We start from the raw sequence: 13,410 nt of genomic DNA on the forward strand, positions 1-13,410 counted from the left end.
CTCAGTGCCCAAAAGCTCAAGTCTTAAAAAGTTAAATTAACTAAAATTAAAATACCTTGGCAAACAACAAAAATCAAAGAGTAAACTTTGCAACCAGCAGAAAGGTACTTGATTACCCCGATTTTCTGGATGTGCAGTTGCAATCTTTCCAGGAATTTTTTCAATTAGAAACTACTTCAGACAACCGTCATAAAGAGGGCTTGTACAAAGTGTTTGCCGAAAACTTTCCGATCTCAGATTCAAGAAACATCTTCGTCCTGGAGTTTCTTGATTATTTCATTGATCCGCCACGTTACGATATACGCGAGTGTATTGAACGCGGATTAACTTACAGTGTACCGTTAAAAGCAAAACTTCGCTTGTCATGTAATGATGCTGAGCACGAAGATTTTGAAACCATTGTGCAAGATGTTTATTTGGGTACCATCCCTTACATGACACCTAAAGGTACATTTGTTATTAACGGTGCTGAACGTGTAATTGTATCGCAATTACACCGTTCACCAGGTGTGTTCTTTGGCCAAAGCCGCCACACTAACGGTACAAAATTGTATTCAGCCCGTGTTATCCCATTCAAGGGTTCATGGATCGAGTTTGCTACAGACGTTAACAACGTAATGTATGCTTACATTGACCGTAAAAAGAAATTCCCGGTAACTACCTTACTACGTGCCATTGGTTATGATTCTGATAAAGATATATTAGAATTGTTTGAACTGGCCGACGAAGTTAAAGTTAGCAAGTCAGGTCTTAAAAAATTCATCGGCCGTAAATTGGCTGCCAGAGTTTTAAAGAAATGGGTTGAAGACTTTGTGGATGAGGATACCGGTGAAGTTGTTTCTATTGATCGTAACGAAATTATCCTGGAGCGCGAAACCGTGTTAGAAGATGATCATATTGACATGATCATTGATGCCGGTGTTAAAACCGTCATCTTAAACAAAGAAGATGCTGCTACCAGCGGTGATTACACCATTATATACAATACCTTACAAAAGGATACTTCAAACTCAGAGAAAGAAGCGGTTGAGCATATCTACCGTCAATTACGTAACGCCGAACCACCTGATGAGGAAACTGCTCGTGGTATCATTGATCGTTTGTTCTTCTCTGATAAACGTTATGACCTTGGTGATGTAGGCCGCTATCGTATTAATCGTAAGCTGAAATTAAATACATCAGACGAGACCAAAGTTTTAACCAAGCAAGATATTATTGCGATTGTTAAATATCTGATCAAATTAATCAACTCAAAAGCTGAGGTGGATGATATTGATCACTTGTCTAACCGTCGTGTGCGTACCGTAGGCGAGCAGTTATATGCTCAATTTGGTGTTGGTTTAGCACGTATGGCCCGTACCATCCGTGAGCGTATGAATATCCGTGACAACGAGGTATTTACACCAACCGACCTGATCAACGCACGGACATTATCATCTGTGATCAACTCGTTCTTCGGAACAAACCAGTTGTCACAGTTTATGGACCAAACCAATCCACTGGCAGAGATTACGCACAAGCGTCGTCTGTCAGCCTTAGGCCCCGGCGGTCTGTCGCGTGAGCGTGCAGGCTTTGAGGTTCGTGACGTTCACTATACCCACTACGGTAGGTTGTGTACTATTGAGACTCCCGAAGGACCGAATATTGGTTTGATATCATCACTTTGTGTACATGCTAAGATCAATAACTTAGGCTTTATCGAAACACCGTACAAACGTGTTGTTAATGGTATAGTACAGGTTAATGAGGACGTTATTTACCTATCTGCAGAAGATGAAGATGGTAAAACTATTGGCCAGGCAAATGCGCATTATGATGATAAAGGTGTATTTGAATTGCCTAAAGTAAAAGCCCGTTTTGAAGGTGACTTCCCGATCATTGATCCGGAGAAACTGGATTTGATGGACATTGCTCCAAATCAGATCACGTCAATCGCAGCATCATTGATTCCGTTTTTGGAGCATGATGATGCTAACCGTGCCTTGATGGGTTCAAACATGCAACGCCAGGCCGTACCTTTGTTACGCCCTGAAGCGCCAATTGTTGGTACCGGTTTGGAAGGTCGCGTGGCGAAAGATTCTCGTACGCTGATCAACGCCGAAGGCGATGGTATAGTTGAGTACGTGGATGCAAACCAGATAGTAATTAAATATGATCGTAACGAATTGGACCGTTTGGTTTCTTTTGAAGGCGATTCAAGAAGTTATATCTTAACTAAGTTTAAGAAAACCAACCAGAGTACCACGATCAACCTTAAGCCAATTGTTAAAAAAGGCGAACGCGTTGAAAAAGGACAAGTGCTTTGCGAAGGTTATGCAACACAAGATGGCGAGTTAGCCTTAGGACGTAACCTTAAAGTGGCTTTCATGCCTTGGCAAGGTTACAACTTTGAGGATGCGATTGTAATCTCTGAGCGCGTAGTATCTCAAGATATCTTTACTTCACTTCACGTAGAAGAGTTTGAGTTAGAGGTGCGTGATACTAAACGTGGAGAAGAGGAATTGACACCTGATATCCCTAACGTATCTGAAGAAGCTACTAAAGACCTTGACGAAGACGGTATCATCCGTGTAGGTGCCGAGGTTAAAGAAGGCGATATCCTGATAGGTAAGATCACTCCAAAAGGAGAGTCAGACCCATCACCGGAAGAGAAATTATTACGTGCCATATTTGGTGATAAAGCGGGTGATGTTAAAGATGCGTCTTTAAAAACTCCTCCTTCAATCGCTGGTGTTGTAATTGATACTAAATTGTTCTCTCGTGCTAAGAAAACTACTAAGGCAGAAGAAAAAGCACAGATTGAAAAATTAGATATCAAACACGATAAAGCGACAAAAGATCTTAAAAATACTTTGATTGAAAAGTTATTTGAGATAGTAAACGGCAAAACATCACAAGGTGTTAGCAATGTATACAAAGAGCTTTTGGTGCCTAAGGGCGTTAAATTTACTCAGAAAATTTTAACAGAGTTACCTTACGAAAACATCAACCCAACTAAATGGACCACTGATGATGAGAAGAACGACCTGATAAAATTATTGCTTCATAACTATAACATTAAGTTAAATGAAGAGCTGGGCGCTTACCGTCGTGACAAATTTGCTATCAGCGTAGGTGATGAATTGCCATCAGGTATAGTTCAAATGGCTAAAGTTTACATCGCTAAAAAGCGTAAGCTTAAAGTGGGTGATAAAATGGCGGGCCGTCACGGTAACAAGGGTATTGTAGCACGTATTGTGCGTGACGAGGATATGCCTTTCTTAGAAGACGGAACACCAGTTGATATCGTGTTGAACCCACTGGGTGTACCATCACGTATGAACTTGGGCCAGATCTATGAAACTGTTTTAGGCTGGGCTGGTAAAGAGCTGGGCATTAAATTTGCTACCCCAATTTTTGATGGTGCAAGCCACGAAGAGGTTGAGGGTTGGGTTAAAAAAGCAGGCGTACCAGAGTCAGGCCGTACCTATTTATACAATGGCTTAACAGGCGATCGTTTTGACCAGCAGACCACTGTAGGTATTATCTACATGTTAAAACTGGGTCACATGGTTGACGATAAGATGCACGCGCGTTCTATCGGCCCATACTCATTAATTACACAACAGCCATTGGGTGGTAAAGCCCAGTTTGGTGGTCAGCGTTTTGGTGAGATGGAGGTTTGGGCATTGGAAGCATTTGGTGCATCAAACATACTGCAGGAAATATTGACCGTTAAATCGGATGATGTTGTTGGCCGTGCCAAAACTTATGAGGCTATCGTTAAAGGTGAAAACCTGCCAACGCCTTCAGTTCCTGAATCATTCAACGTATTGGTTCATGAATTAAGAGGACTAGGTTTGGATATCACTTTAGAATAATTATTGAATTATTGAGGGATTGAATTATTAATTAGTTCAATCCCTTCAATAAAATGAGTTCAATCATTCAATAATTCAATTATTCAAGAATTAAAACAAAGGAGACTATGTCTTACAAAAAGGATAATAAAATCAAAAGTAATTTTACTACTATCACCATCAGCTTAGCTTCGCCCGAGGCGATTTTGGAGCGCTCAAGTGGTGAAGTTTTAAAACCCGAAACCATTAACTACAGGACTTACAAGCCTGAGCGTGATGGTTTGTTTTGCGAGCGTATTTTTGGTCCGGTTAAAGATTACGAGTGCCATTGCGGTAAATACAAACGTATCCGTTACAAAGGTATCGTGTGCGACCGTTGCGGCGTTGAGGTAACCGAGAAGAAAGTGCGTCGTGAGCGTATGGGCCACATCAATTTGGTGGTACCTGTTGCACACATTTGGTATTTCCGTTCGTTACCAAACAAAATTGGTTACTTATTGGGCCTGCCAACAAAGCGTCTTGATCTGATCATATATTATGAAAGATATGTGGTTATACAAGCCGGTATTAAAGAGTCTGACGGAATCAATAAAATGGATTTCCTGACAGAGGAAGAATACCTGGATATATTAGATACTCTGCCAAAAGAAAACCAATACCTTGACGATAAAGATCCACAGAAATTTGTAGCCAAAATGGGTGCAGAGGCTTTGGAAGAGTTGTTGAAACGTATTGATTTGGACGCGCTTTCGTTTAGCTTGCGCCACCAGGCAGCTACAGAAACTTCACAACAACGTAAAAACGAAGCGTTAAAACGTCTTCAAGTTGTTGAGGCTTTCCGTGGCGCTAAAACACGTATAGAAAACAACCCGGAGTGGATGATCGTTAAGATCGTTCCGGTTATACCGCCAGAGTTGCGTCCGTTAGTACCTCTTGAGGGTGGCCGTTTCGCAACGTCTGACTTAAATGACCTTTACCGTCGTGTAATTATCCGTAACAACCGTTTAAAACGTTTGATAGAGATTAAAGCACCAGAGGTAATTTTACGTAACGAAAAACGTATGTTACAGGAAGCTGTAGATTCGTTATTTGATAACTCACGTAAAGTTAACGCGGTAAAAACTGAAGGTAACCGTGCTTTAAAATCACTTTCAGATATCCTGAAAGGTAAACAAGGCCGTTTCCGTCAAAACTTATTAGGTAAACGTGTGGATTATTCGGCACGTTCTGTAATTGTTGTAGGTCCAAACTTGAAACTACACGAATGCGGTTTACCTAAAGATATGGCTGCCGAGCTGTTTAAACCATTTATCATTCGCAAAATGATTGAACGTGGTGTGGTTAAAACGGTAAAATCTGCTAAAAAGATCGTTGACCGTAAAGACCCACTGGTTTGGGATATCCTGGAGAATGTGTTAAAAGGTCACCCGGTGTTATTAAACCGTGCGCCTACGCTACACAGATTAGGTATCCAATCGTTCCAGCCTAAATTGGTTGAAGGTAAAGCTATTCAATTGCACCCGTTAACTTGTACCGCCTTTAACGCGGATTTTGACGGTGACCAGATGGCAGTACACGTACCACTAGGTAACGCAGCAATATTAGAAGCGCAAGTATTGATGCTTGCATCGCACAACATCTTAAACCCTGCTAACGGTACCCCAATTACGGTACCATCACAGGATATGGTTTTGGGTCTTTACTACATTACTAAAGGCCGCAAAACTGATGCAGACCGTGTTGTTAAAGGCGAAGGCTTAATTTTCTATTCATCAGAAGAAGTAATCATCGCTTACAACGAACGTAAAATTGATTTACACGCGTTTATTAAAGTTAAAACCAACATTAAAGAGAATGATGGAATTATAGTTAATAAAATTATTGATACTACTGTAGGCCGTGTATTGTTCAATGAGCATGTACCGGTTGAAGTTGGTTACATCAATGAGCTATTAACCAAAAAATCACTACGTGACATTATTGGCGAGGTAGTAAAAATTACCGGTATGGCCCGCGCTGCCGCATTCCTTGATGATATTAAGGAGTTAGGTTTCCGTATGGCATTCCAGGGTGGTTTATCATTTAACCTTAAGGATATCAATATCCCTGCTGAAAAAGTAACCCTGATTGCAACTGCTTCTAAACAAGTAGAAGAGGTTATGGGTAACTATAACATGGGTTTCATTACCAACAACGAGCGTTACAATCAAATCATCGATATCTGGACTCGTATTAACAACCGCTTAACCGCGAATGTGATGGACATCCTGAGTAACGACAACCAGGGTTTCAACTCTGTATACATGATGCTTGACTCTGGTGCGCGTGGTTCTAAAGAGCAGATCCGTCAGCTTGCAGGTATGCGTGGTCTGATGGCTAAGCCTCAAAAATCAGGTTCAGGTGGCGAGATTATTGAGAACCCGATTCTTTCAAACTTTAAAGAAGGTTTGTCAGTATTAGAGTACTTTATATCTACTCACGGTGCACGTAAAGGTTTGGCGGATACGGCGTTGAAAACTGCTGATGCTGGTTACTTAACCCGTCGTTTACATGACGTTGCACAGGATATGATTGTTGGTACAGTTGATTGCGGTACTCTAAGAGGTATCTATACAACTGCATTAAAAGATAACGAGGATGTTGTTGAGCCATTATACGATCGTATTTTAGGTCGTACTTCGCTGCATGATGTGTTTGACCCTATCACTAACGAGTTGTTAGTAGCAGCAGGAAATGACATTACTGAAGAGATTGGTAAAACAATTGAAAACTCGCCTTTAGAAGGTATTGAAATACGTTCGGTATTAACTTGCGAAAGCAAGCGTGGCGTTTGTGCACTATGTTACGGCCGTAACCTGGCAAGCGGTAAACGCGTGCAAAAAGGCGAGGCAGTTGGTGTAATTGCTGCACAGTCAATCGGTGAGCCGGGTACACAGTTAACATTACGTACATTCCACGTGGGTGGTACTGCATCAAACATTGCGGCCGAGTCACAATTGAACGCTAAATTTGATGGTATCATCGAGTTTGAAAACGTTCGTACTGTAACTTATCAAACCACAGAAGATGGTGCCGTTGACGTTGTATTAGGTCGTTCTGGCGAGTTCCGTATTGTTGAAGAAGGTAGCAACAAGGTTATTGTTACTAACAACATCCCTTACGGTTCTTACTTATATGTTCAAGATAACACTAAGATCAAAAAAGGCGATCGTATTTGTTCATGGGATCCATATAACGCGGTTATTATATCAGAGTTTGCTGGTGTAGCTCAGTTTGAGGCTGTGTTAGAAGGCATTACTTTCCGTGAAGAGTCTGACGAGCAGACAGGTCACCGTGAAAAAGTAATTATCGATACCAGAGATAAAACTAAAAACCCATCTATCCAGGTAGCTGACAACAAAGGCAACCTGATAAAAGGTTATAACATCCCGGTAGGTGCTCACATTGCAGTAGACGAAGGCGAGAAACTACAAACCGGACAGATCATTGCTAAAATACCACGTTCTACTGGTAAAACGCGAGATATTACCGGTGGCTTACCGCGTGTAACTGAGTTATTTGAGGCACGTAACCCATCAAACCCTGCTGTAGTAACAGAGATTGATGGTGTGGTAACTTTAGGTGGTGTTAAACGTGGTAACCGCGAGATGACTATTGAATCAAAAGATGGTCAGATTAAAAAGTACCTGGTACCGCTTTCAAAACACATCCTTGTACAGGATAATGACTTTGTAAAAGCTGGTATGCCATTGTCTGATGGTTCAATATCTCCTGCTGACATCTTGGCTATTAAAGGCCCGGCTGCGGTGCAAGAGTACCTGGTTAACGGTATACAAGAGGTTTACCGTTTACAAGGTGTGAAGATCAATGACAAGCACTTTGAGGTAATAGTTCACCAGATGATGCAGAAAGTAGCAATCGAAGACGCGGGCGATACCCGTTTCTTAGAAAGAGAAGCTGTTGATAGCTGGGACTTTATGCTAGAGAACGACGACATCTTTGATAAAAAGGTTGTTATGGAACCAGGCGATTCAGACAACCTGAAGGCAGGTCAGATCATATCTCTGAGAAAATTGCGTGACGAAAACTCAATTTTAAAACGTAAAGATTTACAGCTGGTTGAAGTGCGCGATGCTATTGCTGCTACCTCAAGCCCCATTTTGCAAGGTATCACCAGGGCATCATTAGGTACTAAATCGTTTATTTCTGCGGCATCGTTTCAGGAAACAACTAAAGTACTTAACGAAGCTGCAATTGCAGGTAAACGCGATAACATGCTTGGCTTAAAAGAAAACGTTATTGTTGGTCACTTAATTCCGTCAGGAACAGGTTTACGCGAGTACGAAAATATCCGCGTAGGTTCTCAGGAAGAGTTTGATCGCTTAATGGCTTCAAAAGCTGAAGAAGTAGACGCTTAATTTTAAAAAATAATTAATAACAAAGCCTTCCGCAAAAACGGAAGGCTTTTGTATTTTAGCACTATGGAAGAACAACAGGAAAACCAGTTGAATATTGAACTTTCTGAAGAAGTTGCTGAAGGAATTTATTCAAACCTAGCCATCATCACACATTCAAATCAGGAATTTGTATTTGATTTTATACGCATAATGCCGGGCACACCCAAAGCCAAGGTTAAATCGCGGATTATTATTACGCCAGAACATGCAAAGCGCTTACTAACTGCCCTTGAAGACAATATCGAAAAGTACGAAGCTGTAAACGGCCGCATTAAAGTTGGGCAGGAGCCAACAGGTTTTCCCATGAACTTTGGCGGTACAATGGGGCAGGCATAATCGCGCTACTTCTTTAAATCTTTATAACGATATTTGCTGACACAAAAACATATATGCCATTATTCAAGTTTGCAAGCACTAAAAAAGTAAACATTTGTGTGATAGGCGATATCATGCTTGATCATTATATAAACGGATCATGCGAACGAATATCGCCTGAAGCACCGGTACAAGTAGTAGATGTTGTGGCAGATGTTTATAGTTTGGGTGGTGCCGGTAATGTACTTAAAAACTTGCAGGCCTTTGGTTGCAAAGGCTCATTGATAAGTATCAGTGGCAATGATGAAAACAGCAAAATTGTTGACGAAGAACTTGAAAAAATCACCCCAGCTTTTTATCATATGGTGTTAGATGATAGTCGACGGACCACTATAAAAACACGCGTCGTAGTAAACAATCATCAGCTAATAAGGCTAGACCGGGAGGACAAGATATACTGTAACGACAGCATAGCAAACGATTTGTTTGATTTCTTCAAAGCCAGGCTAAATGGCTTAGATGTAGTGATCTTATCAGACTATTGCAAGGGCACCTTAAGTGATAAGTTAGTGGCAGACATTATCAAATTGTGTAATACTAATAACATTATAACTATAGTTGATTCAAAAAACAAGGGTCTTACAAAGTACAAAGGAGTTACGTTGGTTAAACCTAACAAAAAGGAAGCTTCGCTAGCATCAGGTATAAATATTGTTGACGATATTAGCCTTGAGGCTGCATGTAAAAAAATAGCTGATGATACGGCTTGTAAAACAGTTGTAGTAACATTGTCTGAAGCTGGCATAGCGATATATCATAATAACACCTTAACCAAAAAACCAACTAAGGCACTAAGCGTTTTTGATGTAACCGGTGCCGGCGATACAGTTATCGCAGCCCTTGGTTTTGCTTTGGCTAGTGGCTTTGAAATATCAGAGGCCTGTGATTTTGCCAATAGTGCTGCCGCCATTGTTGTAGCCAAATTTGGCAGTGCCGTAGCAACGTTAGACGAGATTAATCAATTAAATAACTAACCGTGGTAAACAGATACGCTACTTTTATCAGTACTATCAATCTTTTGATTGATTACATCATGCTAAATGTTAGCATGTTTATAGCTTATCTGATTATCGATAGGCCCGAAACATGGCTAGCTGATAATAAATACCTGCTAGTTATCCTGGTTTTTAATTTGATCTGGTTATTGTCAACTAATATTACCGGACTTTACGAGCAAGTTTTAAACAAAGATTCGATACTTACTTACCGGGATTTTTTAAAAGCCTACTTACTGTTTATATTCCTGTTATCCTTTGTAATTATTGTGATAGGCATTCAGTCTTATCTGGTAACAAGGCTCTATTTGCTTTACGCGGTTTTTCTATTTGGTTTTTTTGTTGGTGCATGGAAGGTAATATTCCTGGTTATCAGAAAAAATAACAGGGGCATGATTATTAATGATCGTACAATAATAATTGTTGGATCGGGTCGGATAGCTATGGATATATTTCAATATTTTGAAAATCATAAGCATAGCGGCTACCGGGTTTTAGGTTTCTTTGATGACAAGGCTGCACGCGTGGCGGAGATAGGCCTTTATCTGGGCAGCGTTTCTGACGTTATTACTTACACGCTTGAAAACAGCGTGCATGAAATATTTTGCGCTTTGCCAACTTCTGAGTCGAAGCAAATTGAAGATTTGATGCTTGAAGCAGACAAGCATTTAATACGGTTTAAAATTGTGCCCGAATATATCAAGTCGAAGAAATTGATGCAAGTACAAAATTATGACCATATACCCGTTATATCTGTTAGGCCCGAGCCTTTAGAGAGTGTGTTAAATAGGTCGATAAAGCGACTGTTTGATGTCGTGTTTTCATTGTTTGTCATCGTATTTGTTATCAGTTGGCTATTTCCCATTTTAGCGATTATCATTAAGCTCCAGTCAAAGGGACCAGTGTTTTTTACGCAAGTACGTTCTGGTAAAGACAACATTCCGTTTAAATGTTTCAAATTTAGAAGCATGCGTGTAAACAATGATGCGGACCAAAGACAGGCAAGTCGTACAGATGACCGGATAACTCCAATAGGTGCATTTATGCGCAAGACCAGTTTAGATGAATTTCCACAGTTTTTTAATGTATTGATAGGTAGCATGTCTGTAGTAGGCCCAAGGCCGCACATGGTAAGCCATACAGAACGTTACTCGCAGTTGATAGATCAATTTATGGTACGCCACTTTTTAAAACCGGGTATAACCGGTTGGGCGCAAATAAGCGGTTTTAGAGGCGAAACAAAAACAACAGAGGATATGTTGCAACGCGTCGAAGCTGATGTTTGGTATCTGGAAAACTGGTCGTTTTTACTCGATCTGAAAATCATATTCCTAACATTTTGGAATGTAGTTAAAGGTGAGGAGAATGCTTTTTAATATTTAATAACATAATATCTATAATTATAATACGATGGACGTTAACGCTAAGATATATATCGCTGGTCACAGAGGAATGGTTGGATCGGCCATTTACCGTAAGCTTGAGCAAGAAGGTTTTACCAATATTATTACCAAAACTTCGGCTGAGCTTGATTTGCGTAACCAGCAGCAGGTAGCTGATTTTTTTGCCGCCGAAAAACCGGCATATGTATTTCTAGCAGCTGCAAAGGTTGGTGGCATTGTAGCAAACAATACCTATCGCGCCGAGTTTCTGTACGATAATCTCCAAATACAAAACAACGTTATTCACTCTTCATATTTAAGTGGTGTTACCAAATTAATGTTTTTAGGCTCAAGCTGTATATACCCTAAAATGGCCCCCCAGCCGCTTCAGGAAGATTACTTATTAACAGGCTTACTTGAGGAAACCAATGAGCCTTATGCCATAGCTAAGATTGCAGGCATTAAGATGTGCGATGCTTACCGGGCGCAATACGGTTGTAACTATATCTCAGTAATGCCAACCAACCTGTATGGCTATAATGATAATTACCACCCGCAAAACTCACACGTATTACCGGCATTGATAAGGCGTTTCCATGAGGCTAAAATTCAAAATGTACCGGATGTGACCATTTGGGGTACGGGTACTCCAAAACGTGAATTTTTATTTGCAGACGATCTGGCGGCGGCGTGTTTTTATCTGATGCAAAATTATGACGAACCGGGATTGGTAAATATTGGTACAGGCGAAGATCTTGCAATCAAAGATCTGGCGCTATTGGTTAAGGATATTGTTGGTTATACCGGCGAAATAAACTTTGATATCAGCAAGCCAGATGGTACGCCAAGGAAGCTAATGGACGTAAGTAAACTGCACAGTAAAGGATGGAGACATACAATCAACCTACCTGAAGGAATCAAGTTGGCCTATCAAGATTTTTTAACAAAATAAATAATGCTTGATTTAAAATTGCAGCCACCATACCAAATCTTTAGCAAACCCTCGAAAGAGCTTATAGCTATAATTGGTTTAGGTTACGTTGGTTTGCCTCTAGCTGTAGAATTTGCCAAAAAGTATCATGTTAAAGGCTTTGACATTAAACAAAGCAGAATTTCAGAGCTGAAAAACAATCACGATAATACGCTTGAAATCGAATCGGATATTTTATCGGAAGTTCAAAAAAAGCAGCCAAACGCAGGGTTAGCATTTACTTCCGCGGTTGTGGATATCAGCATGTGCAATATTTACATTGTATCTGTTCCCACACCCACCGACAGGCATAATAATCCAGACCTCAGTCTCTTAACAAAAGCCAGCGAAACCATAGCCGCAACGTTGAAGAGAAACGATGTGGTAATATATGAGTCAACAGTTTATCCGGGCGCTACCGAAGAAGTTTGTGTTCCGGTGCTCGAAGAGGTCTCAGGCTTAGTATATAACGTTGATTTTTTTGTCGGCTATTCGCCGGAGCGAATTAATCCGGGGGACAAAATACATACCCTCACCAATATATTGAAGGTAACATCGGGCTCAACTCCCGAGGTTGCGACGTTTATTGACAATCTGTATGCGTCGATCATTCAGGCCGGAACCCATAAAGCACCATCTATAAAAGTCGCCGAGGCGTCAAAGGTTATTGAAAATTCGCAACGGGATATCAATATTGCTTTTGTAAATGAGCTAGCCAAAATATTCAACCTTTTGGATATTGACAGTCATGCCGTGTTTGAAGCAGCGCGCACTAAATGGAATTTTTTAAGCTTTAAACCAGGCCTGGTGGGCGGACATTGTACCGGTGTTGACCCCTATTATCTGGCCCAAAAAGCACAAGAAGTAGGGTATCATCCAGAAATTATTTTGGCTGGGCGCCGGTTAAATGATGGAATGGGTACCTACGTTGCCCTTGAGGTGATCAAATTAATGGTAAAGAGGGATATCCCGGTTAAGAACTCAAATGTTTTAATACTAGGATTTACTTTTAAAGAAAATTGCCCTGATGTAAGAAATACCAGAGTTATAGACATAGTTAAAGTGTTGCATGAATTTGAAGCGGATTGTCAAATCTATGATCCATGGGCTAACCCAAAGGAGGTGTCAGAAAACTACAATGTTGAAACGATAAGCGATTATTCTTTACTAAAAGGAAAATTTGATGCAATTATACTTGCCGTATCACATACTGAATTTATAACATTAAATTATGATGATCTTAAAAAAAATAAACAATCGATAATATACGATATTAAGGGAATATTAAATACCAAAATAATTGATGGGCGATTATAAAAATAGCAATTTATCTGGTATTAGATTTATAAATTGCTAAGTTTGCAAACTTATTGCTGTCAATAATTTATTAAA

At 40.3% G+C, this 13,410-nt stretch carries 7 protein-coding genes; all 7 read left to right on the forward strand.

The genetic code is table 11. From position 1 onward, the window contains the following. Positions 1-56 precede the first annotated feature (56 nt). The 7 genes from rpoB to ACFSYC_RS09555 all read left to right on the forward strand — a co-directional run bounded on the left by rpoB (position 57) and on the right by ACFSYC_RS09555 (position 13,335). The gene (gene rpoB / locus ACFSYC_RS09525; RefSeq protein WP_377126288.1) at positions 57-3,860 is read left to right on the forward strand and encodes a DNA-directed RNA polymerase subunit beta; all 3,804 of its coding nucleotides are present in this window, start codon (positions 57-59) and stop codon (positions 3,858-3,860) included. Between the two features lie 107 nt (positions 3,861-3,967). Continuing rightward, positions 3,968-8,257, forward strand: a complete 4,290-nt coding sequence (gene rpoC / locus ACFSYC_RS09530) for a DNA-directed RNA polymerase subunit beta' (protein ID WP_377126291.1) — start codon at positions 3,968-3,970, stop codon at positions 8,255-8,257. Between the two features lie 63 nt (positions 8,258-8,320). Then, a complete protein-coding gene (locus ACFSYC_RS09535) occupies positions 8,321-8,632 on the forward strand; it encodes a DUF3467 domain-containing protein (protein WP_377126294.1) in 312 nt (103 codons plus the stop codon). Positions 8,633-8,685: 53 nt separating this feature from the next. After that, positions 8,686-9,645, forward strand: coding sequence for a bifunctional heptose 7-phosphate kinase/heptose 1-phosphate adenyltransferase (locus tag ACFSYC_RS09540; protein ID WP_377126297.1), 960 nt, complete (start codon positions 8,686-8,688; stop codon positions 9,643-9,645). Between the two features lie 2 nt (positions 9,646-9,647). Further along, positions 9,648-11,042 carry an undecaprenyl-phosphate glucose phosphotransferase gene (locus tag ACFSYC_RS09545; RefSeq protein WP_377126299.1) on the forward strand — a complete coding sequence of 465 codons (1,395 nt, stop codon included), beginning with the start codon at positions 9,648-9,650 and terminating at the stop codon, positions 11,040-11,042. A gap of 34 nt (positions 11,043-11,076) precedes the next feature. Then, positions 11,077-12,000: a GDP-L-fucose synthase gene (gene fcl, locus ACFSYC_RS09550; RefSeq protein ID WP_377126302.1), complete on the forward strand. Its 924-nt coding sequence runs from the start codon at positions 11,077-11,079 to the stop codon at positions 11,998-12,000. A 3-nt stretch (positions 12,001-12,003) separates the two neighbouring features. Further along, a complete protein-coding gene (locus ACFSYC_RS09555; protein ID WP_377126305.1) occupies positions 12,004-13,335 on the forward strand; it encodes a nucleotide sugar dehydrogenase in 1,332 nt (443 codons plus the stop codon). Positions 13,336-13,410 lie beyond the last annotated feature (75 nt).

This window comes from Mucilaginibacter antarcticus (assembly GCF_042686155.1).
Classification (GTDB): Bacteria; Bacteroidota; Bacteroidia; order Sphingobacteriales; family Sphingobacteriaceae; genus Mucilaginibacter; species Mucilaginibacter antarcticus.

Excerpts from the sequence above, each read along its gene's own strand:
- rpoC (WP_377126291.1), top strand. The coding sequence starts at position 3,968 with ATGTCTTACAAAAAGGATAATAAAATCAAAAGTAATTTTACTACTATC.
- ACFSYC_RS09535 (WP_377126294.1), top strand. The coding sequence starts at position 8,321 with ATGGAAGAACAACAGGAAAACCAGTTGAATATTGAACTTTCTGAAGAA.
- ACFSYC_RS09540 (WP_377126297.1), top strand. The coding sequence starts at position 8,686 with ATGCCATTATTCAAGTTTGCAAGCACTAAAAAAGTAAACATTTGTGTG.
- fcl (WP_377126302.1), top strand. The coding sequence starts at position 11,077 with ATGGACGTTAACGCTAAGATATATATCGCTGGTCACAGAGGAATGGTT.
- ACFSYC_RS09555 (WP_377126305.1), top strand. The coding sequence starts at position 12,004 with ATGCTTGATTTAAAATTGCAGCCACCATACCAAATCTTTAGCAAACCC.